Here is a 20,298-nt window from a genome sequence, read left to right as displayed (position 1 = left end):
GAATCACCTTTTCTTTTTAAACAAATCATGACACAACAGTTAATCAAAATTCAAGCCTGAGGCAGAGTGGGGCCCTTAGAGCGTGAGGAGTGGACAGATCTTCCTGTCATTTACATGATTGATATGGATAAGACAGGGGAAATGGAACATAGGACTGTTGAAAAGGGAGACAGAAGGATGAAAAACCGTTTAAAATACATATCGATTTATAGAGTTGCCATTATTGTTTGGATGTCTATCAAGTTCCTTGTTCAAATTTTCTGGTTTCAAAAGAGACACCGCATTTGGGATCAGGATACCAAAAGAAAATGGGAAGACATGCTGGAAAAGCAGGCAGGCGAATACCGTAAAAAAGCGATCGCGCTTGGCGGACTTCTTATTAAGTTTGGACAGTTTTTAAGTTCACGAGGTGACTTGCTTCCACGGGCTTTTATTAAAGAATTAGAAGGGCTAGTGGACCGGGTAGAACCTATGCCTTTTTACAGGTCTAAAGAAATAATGGAAGAAGACTGGAACGCTTCACTGGAAGAGCATTTATCCAACATTGACGAAGATTCAGTAGCATCAGCTTCCATTGGTGAAGTCTATAAAGCTTCCTTAAAAGATGGAACTTCCGTCGCGGTTAAAGTTCAGCGATATCGAGTGAAGGATATTTTTAAAATGGATTTCAAAGCTTTGAAAATTGTTTTCTGGCTGGTCGACCGCTTTACATCTTATGGAAAGAAAGCTGATTTACAAGCCTTGTATCGTGAGGTAGTCAGGGTAATAAGCAATGAACTGGACTTTACGATGGAACTTGAGAACGGAAATCAATTTAAAAAGAGATTCAGCCATTTCCCCTCCGTGTATATTCCAGATTACTATACGGATTTGTCTACTAAACGAGTGCTTGTTATGGAGTGGATTGAAGGCACCAAAATTACAGACTTATCTTTTATAAAGAAACATCAAATCAGCCGGGAGCAAATTGCAAAAACATTATTTGATTTAAGTGTTGAACAGTTCTTAGATGCTGGCATGTTCCATTCGGATCCTCATCCAGGAAATCTAATGCTCCAATCAGATGGGACGATTGTGGTTATTGATTTTGGGATGGTAGGGGAGATACGGCAGGAGGACACGAATTCCATCCGGGCTATGGTTCAAGGGTTTATCTTAGAAGACTATGATAAGGTGATCGCCGCTTTACAGGATATGAATTTTTTATTGGAAAACGCAGATACGGAACGCGTGAAGAAATTGATCAAGCAAACGACCGATATGTATCTAGAAGGGAACTTTGACAAGCTGGATGCGAATATGATGAATGATGTGATGACAGATATTCAGCAATTTGTTAAAGACCAGCCTATCCAGCTTCCTGCTGATTATGCTTTTCTGGGCAGAGCAACTTCGATTATTGTCGGCGTCCTAAGCAGCGTATACCCCCAGGTGGACCTGATTCAATGGGGGCGTCCGGTAATTAAGGAATGGGTTTCAGGAGAAGACTCGAATTATTCTATTTTCAAAGAAGTGGCTAAAGAAACCGCCCGTCCGCTCTTATCCTTACCAAGAGCGCTCGTCGAATATTTGGAAGATGGCGACAAGGAGCGAGAGTGGAAGAGTTATCATCAGAGAAACCATCTTTTTCATCAATTTTACTTATTTTATGCCTTTTTATCACTCGTTTTCATCAGTTCTGGTGCTGCAGCGTTGTATCTTACAGTCATCCAAACCGTGCTGCCATCCATATGGATAGGAGTTTCTCTTCTTGCCTTAGGTCTTATAGGATTCATTAGCTGTGTGATGAGTCATTTCAAAATGATTAAACGAATACATCATAATAGGAGGAATGAAGTATGAGCGATTTACTGAAGAAAGGATTTCATTTAGGGCTGGGAGCGGCTATCAGCGGAAAAGAGAAATTTGAGAAAATGGTAAATGAAATGGTGAAGCATGGAGATGTGAGTCCATCGCAGGCGAAAACGATGATCAACTCCTGGATCAGCAAAGGCGAAAACGTGGATAAAGAATGGTCCGACCATTCGAAAGCTAAGTTTCAGGATCGCATGAAAGAACTTGGATTTGTATCAAAAGAAGAATATGAACTTCTTGAAGCAAGAATTCAAAGACTTGAGAATTTATATAATCAACGTTAATCACCGGCCGTCTCTTCTAATAGAAGGGGCGGTATTTTTTACTTTAAATTTGAGAGTAAGTTTATAAATTATGGAGGGAGAGGGATCTTCAAGTTTATTAATATAAGCGAAGTAAACGGTTCAGGCCGGCAATTATGGGACCATGTTAGTACTAGGTCGCACTATTTCGTAATTGTATTTTTATTACATTTTTTGCGTTTTGTTTCATGGTAAATAGGCTATTAACAAGTAGTGCACGCGTCTACCATTGCAGTGCAAAGGGAACTAAACTATCAATACATATGGAGAGATGGAGGACTATGAAAAAATTACTTTTCCTGCCTGTCCTGCTTCTTTTAGCGGGCTGTAATATTCGCGCTCTTCATCCAGCCAGTGATACTGCCGCTACACTCACCGACTTAATTTACTTAAGCTTTGGATTGATGATGCTTGTATTTGTAGTGGTAATGGTCCTATTTATCTATTACTTACGGAAATTTAGAGAAAAAGCCTATAACGTTCATCACATCCCGTTAGACACGAGAGAGAATAAATGGTTTGAAATTACCTGGACGGTCTTACCGATTATCCTACTGACAATACTTGCTGTGCCGACCGTACAAGCTACATATGAACTGACTTCAAGCTCAGCTGGAAATGTTGACGAAGCTCCTCAACAAGCCGTTGAAATCCAAGTTACCGGCAAGCAGTTTAACTGGAGGTTTACGTATGAAAATGGAAAGCAGTCTATGAATGAACTTGTTCTTCCTGTCGGTCAAAAAGCTTCCCTTAGATTACAGTCAGAAGATGTGATTCATTCCTTTTGGGTGCCACGACTTGCTGGAAAAATTGATGTATTTCCTGGAAAAGTAACTCGCTTATCGTTTGTGCCGAATGAAAAGGGGACATACCAGGGCAAATGTGCAGAATTCTGCGGTGCCGAACACACTCAAATGAGGTTTGATACCAGGGTCATAAGTGAGGGGGAATTTCAGGAATGGTTGAAACAAGAATAAGTTCATAAGAAAGGGGTGAATAGATTGAATATACCATTTATTGGTGAAGTTCCTTCTGATATTGTAGTTGCCTGGATTATTTCTATCCTGTTGGGAGGTTTTCTTTTCTCGTGGGTGACAAAAGCAGGTAAGTGGCAGGTCATAATGAAATATGCTCAAACCACCCACCACCGCAAAATAGGGGTGATGTATCTTTTACTCGCGGTGGTGTTTTTTATTCGCGGGGGAATTGACGCTCTTTTTATTCGGACACAGCTCGCAGTTCCGGAAAATGATTTCTGGGTTTTTCAGTCTCAAAAATATAATGAAGTATTTACAACGCATGGGACCATCATGATTTTCTTTGTTGCTATGCCGCTTCTTATAGGTTTGATGAACGTTGCTCTGCCTTTGCAGATCGGTGCTAACGATTTAGCTTTTCCGTATTTAAATGCTGTCAGCTTCTGGCTTTTTGCGGCAGGTGGTGTCATCTTTAATATGGCTTTCTTTTTTAATGCAGCTCCGAATGCCGGATGGACGATGTACACACCACTCGCTACTGATACGTTCACTACAGAGCCGAACAATAATTATTACATATTAGGTGTGCAGGTCTCAGGACTGGGTACTATTTTTACAGCGATTAATATGATTGTGACCATTATCCGTCTGAGGGCGCCGGGAATGAAACTTTCACGTATGCCTTTATTTTCATGGTCCGCACTTATTACTTCAGTCTTGATTTTAGTTGCTTTTCCTGTGTTAACGATTGCTTTGTTACTTTTAATGTTTGACCGACTGTATGGAACTAATTTCTTTATGGGTGAAGTAGGCGACCCTGTATATTGGCAGCATTTATTCTGGATATTCGGACACCCTGAAGTGTATATTATTGTTCTGCCTGCTTTTGGAATATTTTCTGACATCATATCAAATTTTTCAACGAAACGAGTGTATGGCTACACATCAATGGTCGCTGCGCTTGCTTTAATCGGCCTTCTCGGGTTTATGGTGTGGGCCCACCATATGTTTACTGTCGGCCTTGGTTCAATGGCCAATACCTTCTTTGCTATTACAACGATGCTCATTGCAGTGCCAACGGGCATAAAGGTTTTTAACTGGTTGTTTACGATGAGGAAGGGTATTGTAAAAATCCGTACCCCGATGCTATTTGCGCTTGGATTTATCCCTACATTTGTTATAGGGGGAGTGACAGGGGTAATGCTTGCTGTAGCAGCCGCTGATTACCAATACCATGATTCATATTTTGTAGTGGCTCATTTTCACTATACAATTATTGGCGGGACTATTCTTGGTTCATTTGCCGGGATCTACTACTGGTTTCCAAAAATGACAGGGAAGATGTTAAACGAAAAGCTTGGGAAATGGCATTTTTGGTTGTTTTTGATTGGCTTTCATTTAACATTTATGCCGCAGCATTTTGCTGGATTAAATGGAATGCCGCGAAGGGTTTATACCTATATGTGGGAAGATCATATCTTTCTTCTTAATTTTGTAAGTACAATCGGGGCATTTTTAATGGGAGCAAGTATGCTTTTCTTTATATGGAACATTTACTACACTTGTCGGTTCACAGGGGGAGCTGCTGCTGATCCATGGAATGGCCGCACTCTTGAGTGGACAGTTGGTTCTCCTGCGCCTGAACACCCTTTTGAACCTATGCCGAGAATAGATTCATTAGATGCTTACTGGTACGCAAAGATTAATAAAAAACAACTGCCTGAAGCAGAAGATGTTCGCCCTTCTCCGATCGCGGTCGAAACCTTTCAGCCGGTCCTTCTCGCGGGAGTCATAGGCATTATGAGTATAGGGTTTATCTATGGATGGCTTTGGATGCAAATTGTTGGAGCGGGCGCTTCCCTTGCTTTTTTTGTTATTCGCTCCTTAACGGACGAGAGAAAAAGAGTTTACGAGAGGGAGGAGGAGTTATGAAGCAGGTTTCAGAGATTTTGTATCAAGATAAGAAGCTAGGCTTTTTTATCTATCTCATTGTAGAAGCTGTAATGTTTGCGACCTTATTTGCTACTTACATTATTTTTACTCCCCCATCGGAGGGGGTTCAGCCAGACGAGGTGTACGAACTAAAAACAGTGATCTTAACCTCTGTATTTTTACTGTCAAGCAGCGGAACCCTGTTAGTCGCTGAAAGCGGACTGAAACATTGGAACCGAATGAAAATTTGGTTGGGTCTTGGTTTGACTTTGCTGTTAGGATCCCTTTTTATGGGGTTTGAAGTTCACGAGTTTTACAAATATGCTAGCGAAGGCCACACCATAACGGTCAATAACTTTCTGTCATCCTTTTATGTGCTAGTGGGTCTGCACGCCTCTCACGTAGCTTTTGGGTTAGCGTGGATGATTTTGTTGATGCTTCAATTTAAGCAGCAGAAGATACCGGAATCTTTATTTATAGAGAAACACAAAATTTTTAATTACTACTGGCACTTTGTAGATGCCATCTGGGTAATGATCATCCTTATTGTTTACGCGCCTTATCTGTTTTAATAAGGATCCGTTAAACTTCGTTGTTAAATTGTAGTAAAAGGTTTATTAAACTAAAGGGCCGGATTGTGTAAGACTCCGTTTCGAGATAACTTGGGTCCGTTGCCTAAAATCGATGAGGGCGGCTGCGGAAACAACTCGCTTTCCTACGGGGGAACTGGCAAGCCTCCTCGGTCGCTTCACTCCCTGTGGGGTCTCGCCTAGCTCCTTCTCCCGCGGGAGTCTCGTCGTTTCCTTCGCCCCCCTATGATGGAAGGGTGAACGGACCCTTCTATAAGCGGTAGGGAGATGCTTGATCCGCCTCAAAAGCTTCTATAGCAGTGATTATCTACACGTATACGCTAATTGTTATACGTTTATCTGAGTCATAAGGCTGGACGTTTCAAACATGATTTCGAGCTCCCTATTTCGCAAGGTCCGGAGGGGGACGATGAAGACTTCTGCGGGATGAACATGATCGGTGAGATCCCGCAGGGCTGTTAAGCCCGAGGAAGCTCAGCACATGCTCGCGAAAAGCGAAATCGTCCCCCGCAGGACCTTCCGCTCAACAAATGTCTCGAAATCAAGTCTTCAACAAAAGGGAGCTTTTCTTAATTAACACGAGTGATTAACAGGGACGATCCTTGAGCCATGTTGGTTTAACACTCCTGACGGCTAGGGAGTTCTGCTGCAGGACGTTATATTTTTTAGAGAAGTTTAATTCTGGATCCGAGTTTATAAAATCCGTACATAAAAGCAAATGCAAGGAATGCAGTGGCAGCTAAATTAAGATAGTAGATCATTCCTTCCCCCATAAGGCTGAGGGGAGTGAAAACAGTAGGAGGATGTTCCAAATATAAATAATTTGCACCCATAAGAGGATTAAGAAAACCTATAATTAAGGCATATCCTACTAAAAGCAGATAACTATTGGTCATATCCTTCCAAGTAATACGAACAGAAGAGGTCACCACAAGAAACAAGCTTGCCCATGGGATAGCCATATGGTGCAGGAAGAATTTCCAGAAGCGGTAATGGTGAAAGTCAAAGGGTACATCAGGAGTAATCAGCGCAATAAGCGCAGGTAGAATACCTATGAAAAAGTTTATTTTTATAAGCGTTGGCTGATAGGTAATGAGAGTGTAGATCCCTATCAAAGAGGCGACTCCGCATAAGTGCAGAGGCACATGACCACCGAGGCTCCAGACTCCATTTACATAAGCCCACAACTGGTAGCTGATCTCGGAAAGCAGAAGAAGGACCAGTAAAGAATACCTCATAATTTGACGAAATCTTTCATGTGTATGAAGCCAGTTAGAAGCCAGGGCAATACTGAAAAGAACCAATGTGAAAATAAAGAGCATGGTTATGTGACTGACCCCCATTATTTCGAAGGGGTAACGGCTTCCTGTTCCGAACCAATTTTTCATGAAGTACACATCCTAGTGAAGCAGATTTCGCTATGCTATGATAATTTTACCATACGTTGTCCGAACGAAAGGAGTCAGGAGTTGAAGAGTCAGGTTAATTGCTTTCAGTGCAAACATTTTCATACAACTTGGAATCCAGTTTTTCCTAGAGCCTGCGCGGTCTATGGTTTTAAAGCTAAGGAAATACCTTCACAGCTGGTGCTTAAAGTTACTGGAATTGAATGCATGAAATTCGAGTTAAAACAATCTGAGAAAAGAGATAACAACCCATTTATTTCCTCAAACTTTGATGTACGACTGTAAATAATATGAAATTTTCAGAATTTATATGGACATCCTTTTATTCTATGGTATGCTGATGGATATTTAGAATGGCTTCCAGGTCTTCTAACAGCTTTGTTCTACAAAAGTAGAGAGAAATGTATGAAAGGAGTTGAGAGTTTTTATGCACAGAGAAAAATGGGGGACAAAATTAGGTTTTATGCTGGCTGCTATGGGTTCAGCCGTAGGACTGGGTAATATATGGCGTTTCTCATTCGTAGCTGGTAATAACGGTGGGGGAGCTTTCTTGTTACTCTATCTGTTATTCGTGCTTATTATAGGAATTCCTCTATTGCTTACAGAGGTGAGTATTGGACGTAAAGCTGAAAGCGATGTAGTGGGGTCTTTTCAAAAACTTGCTAAAGGGACGCCCTGGTATTTAACAGGCTTTTTCGGTATTATCAGTGCATTTCTTATCTTGAGTTTTTATGCCGTAGTTGCAGGCTGGGCTATCTTTTATTTCTGGAATTATATCAATGGATCATTCTTTACACAGCCGGCAGCCGGGTATGAAGGAGCATTCGGACAATTTATCAGCCATACGTGGCATCCAATTGCCTGGACCGCGCTTTTCATGATATTAACCATTGTCATTGTATTAAGTGGTGTGAAAAGAGGTATTGAAGCAGCGAATAAAATTTTCATGCCGCTTCTGGCATTAATACTTATCGCCCTTGCGATATTTAGTTTATCGCTTGACGGTGCTTCAGAGGGGGTTAAGTTTTTATTCCAGCCGAATTGGTCGGCATTAAGTGAGCCTTCTATTTATATTGCTGCTCTCGGGCAGGCCTTCTTCTCGCTTAGTCTAGGAATGGGGGCAATGCTTACGTATGGAAGTTACTTAAGGAAAGAGAATAAACTTCCAAGCGCGGCTTTAGGTATCGGATTAATGGATACGTTTTTCGCCGTGATTTCAGGGCTTGTTATCTTTCCGGCGGTTTTTGCCTTCGGTATAGATCCAAGTTCAGGTCCACCGCTCGTGTTTATTACTTTGCCGAGTATTTTTGAACAGATGCCACTCGGAGGGATCATTGGACTGGTGTTTTTCTTTGCCTTAATCCTGGCTTCTCTATCTTCATCTGTCTCTATCCTGGAAGTACCTACAGCTTATTTTATGCGAGTATTCGGATGGACGCGCTTTGCCACAAGTGTGCTTATGGGTTCTATCATGTTCGTCATGGGTATCGCTGTCTCCTTAGGGTTCGGTGTTTGGTCAGGTATCACGCCTATTGGAGAAAGAAATATCCTGGATTCCATGGATTATATTGCTTCCAATATTCTCCTGCCACTTGGAGGTCTGTCCATGGCCCTTCTTGTTGGATGGTACTTTAAGAAGCCGGACGCTCTGGAGTCTGCGGACTTGTCCTCTTCTCCAATTGGAGGCTTCTGGTATTTCATCGTGAAGTGGATGGCTCCGATTCTTATAGTATTGATTTTCTTAAACAAAATCGGTATTATTTTTTAAAATCTTCTATCTTAAATAATTGGAAAGAGATCCTGATGGTTATCATCGGGATCTCTTTTATTGTTGGAGAAAGATAACCAAATACCTTAATTAATCATTATTTTGTGAACGATGAAAGGATCATAAGACAGAAGTACACGCTGCGTGTTAAACTACGACAGAACACTATTTTCTTTAGTATGAGATAAAGGAGTCTGACCATATGGCGATACCAAATCAAAGCGTTCTTAAAAAAATGTCCAGTGAAATACAGGAAGCTATGCTCCAGCACGGCGACGAGCAAAAGGTTCGTGAACATATTCGTTCTGTAAGATTGTTAGCGGACCTATTTTTAGAGCAGGGACAGGAGGACACAACTCCTTCTAAACAAGGAAGTCAAAAGATGCATGAACCGACGGCGGATGAAATTAGGCAGATGATGGGGGCCGATAAAACTCCAGACTCTAAACCAAAGAAAGAAGAAAATCGGCTGGATGATGATGATGCTAATGGGTCATCCATTTTCGATTTTTAGGAGGAGATAAACAATGAAACTAATTTTAATTGTAGCGGTTATTAATGGTTTTCTTTCGGTTGCTCTTGGAGCTTTCGGGGCACACGGACTGGAAGGGAAAGTGTCTGAAAAAGGCTTGGAGCAATGGGGAAAAGCGGTTAATTATCAAATGTTCCATACTATGGCTTTATTTGTGACCGCCTTATTAATGAGCAAAATCCAGACCGGATTGATGACGGGAGCAGGATGGTTTTTCGTAGCAGGCATTATTCTCTTCTCAGGAAGTCTTTATATCTATGCGCCTACAGGTATTAAAACGTTTGCTATGATTACCCCGCTCGGAGGTCTATCCTTTTTAATCGGCTGGATTCTGCTTGGTTATGCTGTTATGAAACACCTTTAAAAATAAAGGATGGTAGTAAATAAGAAAATAATTAACACGCGGAGAAGTTGAATAATCGCGTTGAGCATATTCTGTGTTTTCAGTTCAATTAAAGCTTCAAATAAAAAGCTTGCGGATAAGACATAAAACATGAGCAGAATAATCCACTGGTGATCCAGTTTGAAGAGCCCGAGAACTGCTAACAGCACAGCTAACGCCAGTGCTCCTAATTGGGCTTTATAAAAATTTTCATAAGGATGTCTCATGTGTTCACCCTTTTCTATTAATAGGAGAAAAACTCGCTAACTGACTTTTAGCGAGTTTTTTATGAGTTCAACTGTTTATCTTGGCTGGTACTGAGCGAAACCTGATCCTCCACCGTTGAAGGGATAGTTATAATTAATTTCTTCGTCAAAGGTAATATAGTCAAGATAGATCATGAGCAGTAAATAACGTTTTCCTGTTTCAGGATCACTTAAAATGATATGATCTCTACCGGCAGCTTCGATAATGCCTTTAAAAACTTTAGCATTCCACTGGTCATTATTCTCAAATGTCATGTACACAGTAGCGGGCTTTCCAGCGTTCAACCGTAAAATGTTTTCAATGTACGATTGTTCTGTAGGAAGCATATTCGGTGGATTTATACCGCCAGACTGCCCTTGAGGCATTTGGGGCACCTGCCCACCACCGCTGTATGCAGGTGGAAAACCTCCCTGTCCCTGATTGGAAGTTGGAGCGCTTGGATAATAATACATATATGGATTACTCGCGTAATATGGGGAGGTCGGTTGGTTATACATTTGCTGCTGCCCTTGCTGGGCGCCTCCCATAGATGGTTTTTTCTGAGCCAATTCACTCACTCCTTAAATAAATTAGTACACACTTGGACAAGCAGACCTAGTAGGGGAATAAAAACAGTGGGACTTAAACCTTCCTGTATTCCATTGACCAAACCACTGGGCCGGGCAGCTGCCTTCAGGCATGAAGAACCAGAGAGAGTTGCTGGCCGGATGATACCTCTTTCCGTTAATAACTTTTCTTGCCAGCCTTCGGTCTTTTTCGCGAGACCGCTGGTAAAAGTATCCTTTTTGTGTTGCTTCAAAGCCTCCAGGGCTTTGATAGACCATCTGTCTTATCGAATCAATATCTGTGAAGTCAATACAGTCCCCCCGTACACGATTAACACCCGTGTTCCCGACCATAAGCATACCCAGTTGCCCATCACCCTCTGCTTCTGCACGCATGAGTCTTCCAAGAAGCTTAACGTCCGCTTCGTTGTAAGGAATAACAGCCACGCTGTCACCTCGCTTTAATACAGACATGTTATTGCTCTTTAACACTATATGTAAGTCCACCATGATGATATGAATAAAATCTCAACCCTCCTGCTGTATTGCAGAAAAATCTCCCACCTCAGGTCATCCAAATTATGGATGACCTGAGGTGGGAGATTTTGGTTGGAGTCTTTTAATGAAAGTTTAATGATTTTCTATCTTAAATAAAAAAGACTCTGCCTTAACAGGGCAGAGTCCTTTGTAGAGTTATACATGTAAGAATTGAGGAACAGCATCCGGTTTAAGCAGGTTTCCAATATAGAAGGAACCGAAATCACCGTAGCGGGAAGTAACCTCATCAAAACGCATTTCATACACAAGTTTTTTGAACTGCAAAACATCATGAGCAAATAGAGTAACGCCCCATTCCCAGTCATCAAATCCGATGGAACCCGTAATAATTTGACGAATTTTTCCGGCATACTGGCGTCCGGTCATTCCGTGCGCATACATGAGTTTAGCGCGTTCATCTTTTTCAAGTACGTACCAGTTATCGTTACCCTGACGACGCTTGTCCATTGGATAGAAGCAGATATGATTCCACTTCGGAAGGGTTGGTTTCAAGCGCGCCTGAATTTCAGGATCCTCTTCGTTAGCATTTCCCATGTAGTTAGAGAGTTCTACAACTGACACATAAGAATAGGCGGGGGTGGTAAACTCAGCGAGCTTCGTTTTGTTGAAAGCTGTTTCGATTTCATTTAATTCTTCCATCGTTGGGCGTAAGATCATCATCATGAAATCAGCTTTCTGACCCATGATGGTATAGAGAGCATGGCTTCCCTGTTTACTTTTCTCGGTATCTTCCCAATTGGAAATCATCTGCTGGAATTCGTGAATGGCCTGCTCGCGTTCTTCACTCGAGGCATATTTCCAAGAGGTCCAGTCAATTGAACGGAAATCGTGCAGGCAATACCATCCATCCATGGTTACTACTGCTTCTGGCATGGTATCGATCGCTCCTTTATGATTTGGTTTATTTATTGAAAACTTCCTTTCTCAATATAACACAGTTGCTTCGTTACATCATGGGAATGACTTTGAACATATAGTGAAAGGATAAGGGTAGGGAAACAAGAAATAGAAGCATCTAGAACGTATAAGCTTAGGCAAAAGAGGGTAATGTTAATGAAATCGCTTCATTGTAAAAATCAATAGGAATGACTTTCATTTATACACAAAACCTTTTATCATGTATAACAGAAATGAAAATTGGAGGGTTCAATATGAGTAACCTATTTGATACATTGAGAGCTAAGATAAACGGACAAGGCAAGAAAGTCGTGTTTCCGGAAGGTTTGGACGAACGTATTTTAACAGCTGTCAGTCAACTTGGTACAGAAGATTTACTGACACCTGTACTAGTCGGAAATGAAGAAAAAGTAAAACAGAAAGCATCTGAGGTTGGAGTGGATATTTCTTCAGCTGAAATTCTGGATCCGGCGAATTATGATGCTTTTGACGAAATGGTGGCTAATTTCGTGGAGCGCCGTAAAGGAAAAGCCACTGAAGAGAAAGCACGTGAGATCCTGCAAGATGAAAACTACTTCGGTACAATGCTTGTTTACATGGGTAAAGCAGACGGTCTTGTAAGTGGTGCGGCTCATTCCACTGCAGATACCGTAAGACCTGCTCTTCAGATCATTAAAACAAAGCCTGGTATTAAGAAGACGTCAGGTGTATTCGTAATGGTACGTGATGAAGAAAAGTATGTTTTCGCTGATTGTGCAATCAACATTAATCCTGATAGTCAGGATCTGGCGGAGATTGCTTTGGCTAGTGCCGACACGGCAAAGCTATTTGATATCGATCCAAGAGTTGCTATGCTCAGCTTCTCTACTAGAGGATCTGCAAAATCTCCAGAAACAGAAAAAGTAACGGAAGCTTTAGGAATTGCTAAAGAGCAGAATTCTAATCTTGTAATCGATGGAGAATTCCAGTTCGATGCAGCCTTTGTTCCTTCTGTAGCTGAGAAAAAAGCACCGGACTCTCCACTTAAAGGAGAAGCGAATACGTTTATTTTCCCAAGTCTTGAAGCGGGTAACATTGGTTACAAAATCGCTCAGCGTCTGGGTAATTTCGACGCAGTAGGTCCTGTATTGCAAGGCTTGAACCAGCCGGTTAACGATCTTTCAAGAGGTTGTAATGCTGATGATGTGTACAAACTTGCCATTATTACTGCTGCCCAATCACTATAATAAGCTAGAAAAAGCCAGCGATTTAATCGCTGGCTTTTTTCAATGTAAGGCTTTATTGATTGTCAGTAATGACCTTACAGAAAAGCGCTCGATTTCCTAGGTAAGGTTTTCGAGCGCTTTTTCATTCCGCTGGATCATTTGATCGAGCCGTTTGTTAAACCATTCAATCTCCTGGCCTTCCAGGGGATCAATGGTAACGTCACCAGATAGCTCGTAAATTTTATTAAGGATCCGGTCGCGTACATCAGATACATTAAGGCGGGTGCCTAACAGTTCATTTAGAGAAGCCATCACTTTAGGATCAATGACGGGGTAAGTGAAGCGTGTTTCCTCTTCACGCTTCCCAATTGCATAGAATTGTTTTAAAAGCTCGGCTCGTTCAGCACCACTTCCGCTTACATCCAAATAAATTTGGACGGCCGAGCCATTTTTGACCCGGCGCTGGGAAATACCAGCGAACTTTTGACCGCCGATACTTAAATCATAAGTACCCGGACAATAGGAACGGGTAATTTCATAGGCTTTAATTTGATCGGTCAGGTCTTCAAACAGCAATTGAGTAAACGAAACCATAGCTTCATAGCCATCGTGAATATTCACTTTTTTAGAGTCCGGGAAGATAAATGATAAATTCAGCACACCTTCGTCTAATACAACGGCGAGCCCTCCGGAATTTCTTACAATAACTCGATATCCTTCACTCTTCAGATAGTCAATTCCATCTTTAATGTAAGGAAGCCGAGCATCAGGGATTCCAAGCACCACCGTATTATGATGTACCCAAAGCCTTGCCGCAGTTGGGCTGATTCCTTCTCCCACGGACATCGATAAAGCATCATCTATGGCAAAGGACTGAAGGGCGGAAAAGGATGGCCCCAAATTACTTTGGTCCATGAAGCGATATTTTTGAGGTTGTAATAACGGATGTATGTTTTTCATAAAGCTGTGCTCCTTTTTTTGCAATCACCATTCATCATTATAGCAGAAGAAACCTGTTGCATGAATGGCGCCACGGCTGTAAAATCTTCAAAGGATAAATAAGTACCCGCTAAAAAAGTTTAATTTTCTTGAAGCCTTTAAAGACAGGAGTAAAAGAGGTGCTCTGTCAATTTTTGTCTGTCAAGATGTTTTTTTGTCGTAAAGAAAGGTATATAATAATTAAAAATGTCGTGAAGAAGGGAAAAACTGATGGACTATCGTGATGAGAAATTAAGTGAAGAGAAGGTTTTTAAGGACCCCGTCCATCGCTATGTCCACGTGAGGGACCGGGTAATCTGGGATTTGATCGGAACATCTGAATTTCAGCGTTTAAGACGAATTAAACAGCTGGGGACGTCATATTTAACATTCCACGGTGCAGAACATAGCCGCTTTAATCATTCATTAGGCGTATACGAAATAGTTCGCCGAATTATAGAAAACTTTAAGGACCGGCCAAACTGGGACGACGAAGAACGGCTGCTTTGCCTCTGTGCAGCTTTACTTCATGATCTGGGTCATGGGCCGTTCTCTCATTCCTTCGAAAAAGTTTTTAAACTGGATCATGAAGATTATACCCAAAAGATTTTACTTGGAGATACAGAAGTGAATAAGATTCTAAACCAGGTAGAAGAAGGATTCCCGAAGAAAGTGGCTGACGTGATAAATAAAACGTACACTAATAAACTGGTGGTCAGCCTGATTTCCAGTCAGATTGATGCTGATCGTATGGACTACTTGCAGCGCGATGCTTATTTTACAGGAGTAAGCTATGGTCATTTTGATATGGAGAGGATATTGCGGGTCATGCGTCCCATGGAAGATCAGGTCGTTGTGAAAGAGAGCGGTATGCATGCGGTAGAAGACTATATCATGAGTCGTTACCAAATGTACTGGCAGGTCTATTTTCACCCAGTGACGCGGAGCGCTGAGGTTATTTTATCTAAAATTCTTCATCGAGCAAAAGAACTTTATGAATCAGGCTATACGTTTAAGCTGAAACCGACCCATTTTTTCTCTTTCTTTACAGGGAAGCCGACACTAAAGGAGTACTTAGCACTTGATGAAGCTGTGACGTTGTATTACTTCCAAACATGGATGGAGGAAGAAGACCCGGTTCTGAGTGATTTATGTGACCGATTTGTTAACCGCCGGCTTTTTAAATATATTGAGTTTAATCCTAATTCTCAAATGAACCAATGGATGGAATTGTATAAATTATTTTCTAAAGCAGGGCTAAACCCAGACTACTACCTGGTGGTAGATTCAAGTTCAGATCTCCCTTACGATTTCTATCGTCCGGGGGAAGAGGAAGAGCGTCTCCCAATTCATCTGCTGCAGCCGAGTCAGGAATTGAGAGAGTTATCACGACTATCTGATATTGTTGAGGCTATTTCAGGCAAGAAGCGGACGGATCATAAACTGTATATTCCTCTGGACCGCCTGGAGGAAATGTCTAATCGCAGTAAGACGAAGAAGCGGATTATGGAAATATTGTATGGATAAGGAGTGAAGCTCCATGTTGGAAAATCATGCGAAGCTGATGCAATTCTTCTCAAGTACGGAAGAGATCGTGGGTCGTAAGAAACTACAGAAAATGATCTACATACTAAAAAAGTGTGAGGTGCCATTTGAAGAACGGTATCAGTTTCATTTTTACGGTCCCTATTCAGAGGAATTAACATTAAGAATTGAGGAAATGTGTAACCTTGGATTTATCAGTGAGGAAAGAGAAGAAAAGAAAAATTACTATCAGTACCGTTATCAGATTACGGAAAACGGCCGTGAATTTCTGAAGCATTATGACATGGATTTACCACCTCTCCATGACCATATCCGCGAAATGAACGGGAGAAGTTCCAGGTTTTTAGAATTGGTATCTACCATGCTCTTCTTTGAGGATCTTCCTCGTGAAGAAATCACTGAAAAAGTCTATGCCGTGAAAAGTACTCAGAATTACACAGAGGAAGACATCCAGGATGGATGGAATTTTATTGAAAAATTACGTGGAATTCATTAGTATGATGAATAGAAAGAGATATACTGCACGTCAGTATATCTTTTTTTAATCATTATTTTTTGATTATTTCTACAATTAACTTAAGAAGTTGGACGAGAAAAATTAATATGGGGAGGAAAGATGTATGAAAATCGCTAAGTTCTTGGTTTATTACATAATGGGACTGGCAGGCATTTTGTTCATTAGTGCGTCCCCGGCTTTATTCAGTGGTGGAAGTTTTTTTGATGTATCCCATTACTTTTTGGAACTTCGGCAACTGCTGGCTGCAATTTTTACTCCCGCTGATTGGGTGTACATGTATAAAGATCGGCCGGAACCGCTGCTTGAGTTTCTGTGGGAGCCTTATCAATACTCTATGACCGTTTTCGTTGGAGGTCTTCTCCTAGGGATTGGACTAGCTTTTTTATTGGCTCTTGTAACCATGTTTCTCCCCGGGTGGACAAAATCAATCATCGGAAGACTCCTGAACATTTTAGAAGCTGTACCTGATTTGTTACTAGCTTTTAGTTTACAGCTCTTCGTTGTATGGTTCTATAAACAAACAAATATTCAACTCGTCTCTTTTACAGCGCTAGGTCAGGATAAAGTCTATATTCTTCCTATTATTGCCATTGCCGTATTACCTTTAGTGACGATGTACAAAATCATTCTTATGCTGATGGATGAAGAGATGACAAAGTCTTATGTACAGATGGCTAAAAGTAAAGGTTTGGAAAAGTCCATAATTCTTAGTGTGCATGTGACGAGAAATATTGTAAAAAGTCTATTCTTTAATTCTAAAATCATCCTCTGGGGATCTTTATCAAGTCTGTTGATTATTGAATATATTTTTAATATGAATGGGATCACCAGCTTTTTTAGAGAGGACTTTAGACCAATCGTCTCGGCTGTGATTTTATCTATGATCTTCACTCCTTTTTTTATTATTTATCAGGGAACGGAGCTGTTTATCTTTAAGGATCATAAGGTGTCTAGAGAGACTAGCCTGAGCATGAACCGATTCATAGGTGATTTCAACCTGCGACCAGGTGGGAAAAGGCTGAAGCAGATTTTAATAACGATAGGAGCACATTTTAGAAATCTGAAATTTCTAGTTGGATTTATAATCATTTCGGGTACGGTCTGTGTGAGTATGATTTATAGTATCACGGCGGATCCTTTAATAGATAAGTTTTATCACATTACCAACGAGGAAGGACGGCTTGTAAGCGCTGCTCCTCATTCTCCTGAATATGTATTTCTTGGAACAGATGAACTCGGTTACAGTATTTTCGATCAGTTACTCGCAGGAGCCAAATATACCATTCTATTTGCCCTTGCCATAGCTTTTTTAAGAATGAGTATTGGATTTTTACTAGCCATTCCATATACATTCTTTCTTCCTTCCCGAATTCAACGAGGGATAGAAAAAATCGTAGACGGTATGCATTTCCTGCCTATGACTATTATTGCATTTTTGCTCTTGACCCCGGTTTTATGGATGCCTCCAGGCGGTTTTACCACTACTCAGACGGAACGGATTGTTTATCAAGGGCTGATTTTGGTTCTACTTGCTGTCCCTTTGATTGTTACGCTCTTTGGCAGCGAAATGAAGCTTTTAATGCAGGAGGAATATGTAGTTAGTACGAAGGTCCTTGGGGGTAGTTCACTTCATTTACTGTGGAAGCATCTGCTCCCACATTTGAGTGCACGGATGGGAATTGTGTTTGGACAGCAGTTTATTCAGACGCTGCTGATCTTCATCCATCTAGGAGTTTTTAATATTTATTTTGGTGGGACGGATGTAGATTATTCCCCTATGCAGGCTGATCCACCGACGAGTACTACGTATGAATGGTCTGGGTTAATTGGAGCAGCGAAAGACTCTTTAATGACTGGGCGATGGTGGTTTATTATTCCTGTCCTGCTTTGCTTTATGGGAATTATCCTGTCTATGCAGCTCATTATTCAAGGAATTAAGGAAGTGCAGCACAAACGGGTAGGCATTCCTGTTTCTAATCCAATGGGGTGGAAAAAAATCTTCCGTAGAAAAAAACAAGCAGAGAGGCAAGTGGAGGCTCCTTCAGAAGAAAGTTTTGTCTTTATTAACAGCGAACATCGTGCTCTGTAGGCAAATAGAAAAGTTAAACAAGCGTTTGATTAAGGATATTATGTGGTGTGAATGAGAAGGAGAGAGGCTTTGAGAACCCTAACGTTATCTAACGGAAAAACCATAGAAGTCGAATGCTTAAGCTGTGCATTAACAAGCGGTGAAATTGAACCGGATGGCGGTGTCGTTTACGAAACAGAACATTTTCACGCTCATCAGGACGTCGCCTACCCGATTAGAGGATTAATTATTCTAGCTTCAAAACGTCATATTAAAAGCTTCGATGAATTAACAGAGGCGGAACAGCAGGATTACATTCAAGTATTAACAAAAATAAGACGAGCCCAGCGTCAGGTATTAGGTATTGAGTATGTGTATTATTTCTATAATGAGGATACTACTCATCACTTCCATACGTGGATGGTGCCAAGGTATGAATGGATGTACGACTTTGGACATTCGGTTGAATCCGTTCGACCAGTGCTGCTTCACGCCCGTCGGGAAAGAAACGGGAAAGAGGATATTCAGGATGTTATGAAAGCTCTGCATGCTTTGAAAAACGAGTTAAACTCGTGACTGGTGTATCTAGACCTTATGCTAAAACAAAGAGTGAATTCTATGTTAAAATAGGAAAAAATCAGTCACGTCTAGAGGAGGTTCAGTTTGTCATGAAAGAATTCGATCAGTTTAAAAACAATGATGAGAAAAGCGATAAAAAGAAGAAGCAGTTTACAATTATTAAGGACGACTCTACGGATGGCCACGGTGGTTATGGGGTAGGCTCTATCAGTCTTGAGAATATGACACCGGTTATCGTGGATCCAAATGAAGAGAAGGCCTTTGTTGATATGGGGGCGCTGCATGCCCGCAGTGCGGTTGAGAAGCGTGTGAAGTTTATTACGGATCGTGAAGTTGTAGCCAATGGTTTGCTATACTGGATCGTCTGGGTTACGGTCGATAATCAGGAAGGAAAGCCAAGTTACTATGGAGTAGCTGGAAGTGAAATCGTCGTTGATCGTTCCATTAAACGAGGCTATAAGCTGATGCCTGAGCATGTGAACCATATGGACAAGTCCTTAAAAGGAAAATTTGTGGTTGATCATATGGATGAAAAATCTAAGACGATTCTCGGTGAGTATCTCCGTGAATTCAAGCCCGAACTATGGGAAAATACAAACCAGGAACTCAAAGACTCCCTTGGTGTCCAGTAAATCATAAGAAAAAGGCACTTTCCTCAGAGAAAGTGCTTTTTTTACTGTCCGATTTTATGGAATTGTATTAAAAACATGCGCTCTCATAGTATTAGATCCTCCAGATAAGCTCCCATTTGTGGAAGACTCAGTTTCGAGGTAAATGGGTCCATTATGTTAGATGGATAAGGGTTGGTGGGGAAATAACTCGCTTTCCTGTGGCCCTACATGACGTAGGGTCGATCGACGTTGCCACAGGACGTGGCGAATTTAGTCGATCCTCCTTTTTTCCATAAGCCTCCTCAGTCGTTTCACTCCTTGTGGGGTCTCACCTAGATCCTTCTCCCACGGGAGTCTCGCTATTTACCCACCAACCCAACTATAATTTTGTGAACGAACCTTTACAGAAGAGGAAAGATTTTCTCCTTAATTTACATTAAATGGTTTTATGACAAGCTATTGGGATTCATTATACCTAAAAATAGGTGTATAACCATATTTTCTAATGTCTCAACACGTAGGTAATGTATGAAGTGGTTTCGAGCTTCTGAATGGGCAAGGTCCGGAGGGGGACGATGAAGACTCCTGCGGGATGAACATGATCGGTGAGACCCCGGAGAGCGTTAGCTCGAGGAGGCTCAGCACATTCCCGCGGAAAGCGAAATCGTCCCCCGCAGGACCTTAATCTCACCAAGTATCTCGAAACTGAGTCTTCAACAATTCGGCCCTATTGTTAAAGACTCGAATTCGAGATGGTGTGGGAAAAAGTGATTTGGCCATCCTCA

Annotated in this window: 20 protein-coding genes; 14 read left to right on the top strand and 6 right to left on the bottom strand. The window is 41.4% G+C overall.

Features of this window, described 5'->3' with window-relative positions; all coding sequences use genetic code 11:
• Window positions 1-177 precede the first annotated feature (177 nt).
• From LCM11_RS09510 to LCM11_RS09490, 5 genes are all read left to right on the top strand, one after another.
• Window positions 178-1,842: an ABC1 kinase family protein gene (locus tag LCM11_RS09510; protein WP_224894005.1), complete on the top strand. Its 1,665-nt coding sequence runs from the start codon at window positions 178-180 to the stop codon at window positions 1,840-1,842.
• A complete protein-coding gene (locus LCM11_RS09505) occupies window positions 1,839-2,138 on the top strand; it encodes a phasin family protein (RefSeq protein WP_224894004.1) in 300 nt (99 codons plus the stop codon). Before LCM11_RS09510 ends, LCM11_RS09505 begins: the two co-directional genes overlap by 4 nt.
• Window positions 2,139-2,437: 299 nt before the next feature.
• A complete protein-coding gene (coxB, locus tag LCM11_RS09500) occupies window positions 2,438-3,133 on the top strand; it encodes a cytochrome c oxidase subunit II (RefSeq protein WP_224894003.1) in 696 nt (231 codons plus the stop codon).
• 24 nt (window positions 3,134-3,157) lie between these two features.
• Window positions 3,158-5,065, top strand: a complete 1,908-nt coding sequence (ctaD, locus tag LCM11_RS09495) for a cytochrome c oxidase subunit I (protein ID WP_224894002.1) — start codon at window positions 3,158-3,160, stop codon at window positions 5,063-5,065.
• On the top strand, window positions 5,062-5,637 hold the full coding sequence (locus LCM11_RS09490; RefSeq protein ID WP_224894001.1) for a cytochrome c oxidase subunit 3: 576 nt from the start codon (window positions 5,062-5,064) through the stop codon (window positions 5,635-5,637). The genes ctaD and LCM11_RS09490 overlap by 4 nt, the downstream gene beginning before the upstream one ends.
• A gap of 683 nt (window positions 5,638-6,320) precedes the next feature.
• Here the strand turns inward: LCM11_RS09490 and LCM11_RS09485 are convergent.
• Window positions 6,321-7,043, bottom strand: a complete 723-nt coding sequence (locus tag LCM11_RS09485) for a TIGR02206 family membrane protein (protein ID WP_224894000.1) — start codon at window positions 7,041-7,043, stop codon at window positions 6,321-6,323.
• Between the two features lie 445 nt (window positions 7,044-7,488).
• Here LCM11_RS09485 and LCM11_RS09480 point away from each other — a divergent pair, with 445 nt between their 5' ends.
• The 3 genes from LCM11_RS09480 (at window position 7,489) to LCM11_RS09470 (ending at window position 9,725) form a co-directional block, all read left to right on the top strand.
• On the top strand, window positions 7,489-8,829 hold the full coding sequence (locus tag LCM11_RS09480) for a sodium-dependent transporter (protein WP_224893999.1): 1,341 nt from the start codon (window positions 7,489-7,491) through the stop codon (window positions 8,827-8,829).
• 202 nt (window positions 8,830-9,031) lie between these two features.
• Window positions 9,032-9,343, top strand: a complete 312-nt coding sequence (locus tag LCM11_RS09475) for a YwdI family protein (RefSeq protein WP_224893998.1) — start codon at window positions 9,032-9,034, stop codon at window positions 9,341-9,343.
• Between the two features lie 13 nt (window positions 9,344-9,356).
• Window positions 9,357-9,725: a DUF423 domain-containing protein gene (locus LCM11_RS09470; RefSeq protein WP_224893997.1), complete on the top strand. Its 369-nt coding sequence runs from the start codon at window positions 9,357-9,359 to the stop codon at window positions 9,723-9,725.
• Here the strand turns inward: LCM11_RS09470 and LCM11_RS09465 are convergent.
• From LCM11_RS09465 to hemQ, 4 genes are all read right to left on the bottom strand, one after another.
• Window positions 9,722-9,970: a hypothetical protein gene (locus LCM11_RS09465; protein ID WP_224893996.1), complete on the bottom strand. Its 249-nt coding sequence runs from the start codon at window positions 9,968-9,970 to the stop codon at window positions 9,722-9,724. The two genes, LCM11_RS09470 and LCM11_RS09465, sit on opposite strands and share 4 nt — an antisense overlap.
• A gap of 75 nt (window positions 9,971-10,045) precedes the next feature.
• Entirely contained in the window at window positions 10,046-10,558 is a 513-nt protein-coding gene (gene gerQ, locus LCM11_RS09460) for a spore coat protein GerQ (protein ID WP_224893995.1), read from the bottom strand.
• A 21-nt stretch (window positions 10,559-10,579) separates the two neighbouring features.
• Window positions 10,580-11,002, bottom strand: coding sequence for a cell wall hydrolase (locus LCM11_RS09455; RefSeq protein ID WP_224894075.1), 423 nt, complete (start codon window positions 11,000-11,002; stop codon window positions 10,580-10,582).
• Window positions 11,003-11,248: 246 nt separating this feature from the next.
• Window positions 11,249-11,986: a hydrogen peroxide-dependent heme synthase gene (hemQ, locus tag LCM11_RS09450; RefSeq protein ID WP_014644882.1), complete on the bottom strand. Its 738-nt coding sequence runs from the start codon at window positions 11,984-11,986 to the stop codon at window positions 11,249-11,251.
• Between the two features lie 278 nt (window positions 11,987-12,264).
• On the opposite strand from hemQ, the gene pta reads away from it, so the two are divergent.
• Window positions 12,265-13,236, top strand: a complete 972-nt coding sequence (gene pta, locus LCM11_RS09445) for a phosphate acetyltransferase (RefSeq protein ID WP_224893994.1) — start codon at window positions 12,265-12,267, stop codon at window positions 13,234-13,236.
• 96 nt (window positions 13,237-13,332) lie between these two features.
• Here pta and LCM11_RS09440 read toward each other — a convergent pair whose 3' ends face one another.
• Window positions 13,333-14,175, bottom strand: a complete 843-nt coding sequence (locus LCM11_RS09440; RefSeq protein ID WP_224893993.1) for a biotin/lipoate A/B protein ligase family protein — start codon at window positions 14,173-14,175, stop codon at window positions 13,333-13,335.
• Window positions 14,176-14,424: 249 nt separating this feature from the next.
• Here LCM11_RS09440 and LCM11_RS09435 point away from each other — a divergent pair, with 249 nt between their 5' ends.
• The 5 genes from LCM11_RS09435 to LCM11_RS09415 all read left to right on the top strand — a co-directional run bounded on the left by LCM11_RS09435 (window position 14,425) and on the right by LCM11_RS09415 (window position 19,534).
• Window positions 14,425-15,720, top strand: coding sequence for an HD domain-containing protein (locus LCM11_RS09435; protein ID WP_224893992.1), 1,296 nt, complete (start codon window positions 14,425-14,427; stop codon window positions 15,718-15,720).
• A gap of 13 nt (window positions 15,721-15,733) precedes the next feature.
• Window positions 15,734-16,234, top strand: coding sequence for a YwgA family protein (locus LCM11_RS09430; protein ID WP_224893991.1), 501 nt, complete (start codon window positions 15,734-15,736; stop codon window positions 16,232-16,234).
• Between the two features lie 124 nt (window positions 16,235-16,358).
• Window positions 16,359-18,344, top strand: coding sequence for an ABC transporter permease subunit (locus LCM11_RS09425; RefSeq protein ID WP_224893990.1), 1,986 nt, complete (start codon window positions 16,359-16,361; stop codon window positions 18,342-18,344).
• Window positions 18,345-18,413: 69 nt separating this feature from the next.
• Window positions 18,414-18,899: an HIT family protein gene (locus LCM11_RS09420; protein WP_224893989.1), complete on the top strand. Its 486-nt coding sequence runs from the start codon at window positions 18,414-18,416 to the stop codon at window positions 18,897-18,899.
• Window positions 18,900-18,991: 92 nt separating this feature from the next.
• Window positions 18,992-19,534 carry a YwhD family protein gene (locus LCM11_RS09415; RefSeq protein WP_224893988.1) on the top strand — a complete coding sequence of 181 codons (543 nt, stop codon included), beginning with the start codon at window positions 18,992-18,994 and terminating at the stop codon, window positions 19,532-19,534.
• The last annotated feature ends 764 nt before the right edge of the window (window positions 19,535-20,298 follow it).

This window comes from Halobacillus halophilus (assembly GCF_020171985.1).
Lineage (GTDB): Bacteria > Bacillota > Bacilli > Bacillales > Halobacillaceae > Halobacillus > Halobacillus halophilus_A.
This window is presented reverse-complemented; position numbering and strand designations above follow the sequence as displayed.

Bases quoted from the DNA above. Each gene is read 5' to 3' on its own strand.
- LCM11_RS09485 (WP_224894000.1), bottom strand. From the start codon at position 7,043: ATGAAAAATTGGTTCGGAACAGGAAGCCGTTACCCCTTCGAAATAATG.
- LCM11_RS09510 (WP_224894005.1), top strand. From the start codon at position 178: ATGAAAAACCGTTTAAAATACATATCGATTTATAGAGTTGCCATTATT.
- LCM11_RS09435 (WP_224893992.1), top strand. From the start codon at position 14,425: ATGGACTATCGTGATGAGAAATTAAGTGAAGAGAAGGTTTTTAAGGAC.
- LCM11_RS09505 (WP_224894004.1), top strand. From the start codon at position 1,839: ATGAGCGATTTACTGAAGAAAGGATTTCATTTAGGGCTGGGAGCGGCT.
- LCM11_RS09480 (WP_224893999.1), top strand. From the start codon at position 7,489: ATGCACAGAGAAAAATGGGGGACAAAATTAGGTTTTATGCTGGCTGCT.
- LCM11_RS09470 (WP_224893997.1), top strand. From the start codon at position 9,357: ATGAAACTAATTTTAATTGTAGCGGTTATTAATGGTTTTCTTTCGGTT.
- hemQ (WP_014644882.1), bottom strand. From the start codon at position 11,986: ATGCCAGAAGCAGTAGTAACCATGGATGGATGGTATTGCCTGCACGAT.
- coxB (WP_224894003.1), top strand. From the start codon at position 2,438: ATGAAAAAATTACTTTTCCTGCCTGTCCTGCTTCTTTTAGCGGGCTGT.
- pta (WP_224893994.1), top strand. From the start codon at position 12,265: ATGAGTAACCTATTTGATACATTGAGAGCTAAGATAAACGGACAAGGC.
- LCM11_RS09490 (WP_224894001.1), top strand. From the start codon at position 5,062: ATGAAGCAGGTTTCAGAGATTTTGTATCAAGATAAGAAGCTAGGCTTT.
- LCM11_RS09430 (WP_224893991.1), top strand. From the start codon at position 15,734: ATGTTGGAAAATCATGCGAAGCTGATGCAATTCTTCTCAAGTACGGAA.
- LCM11_RS09440 (WP_224893993.1), bottom strand. From the start codon at position 14,175: ATGAAAAACATACATCCGTTATTACAACCTCAAAAATATCGCTTCATG.
- LCM11_RS09465 (WP_224893996.1), bottom strand. From the start codon at position 9,970: ATGAGACATCCTTATGAAAATTTTTATAAAGCCCAATTAGGAGCACTG.
- LCM11_RS09425 (WP_224893990.1), top strand. From the start codon at position 16,359: ATGAAAATCGCTAAGTTCTTGGTTTATTACATAATGGGACTGGCAGGC.
- LCM11_RS09475 (WP_224893998.1), top strand. From the start codon at position 9,032: ATGGCGATACCAAATCAAAGCGTTCTTAAAAAAATGTCCAGTGAAATA.
- LCM11_RS09415 (WP_224893988.1), top strand. From the start codon at position 18,992: ATGAAAGAATTCGATCAGTTTAAAAACAATGATGAGAAAAGCGATAAA.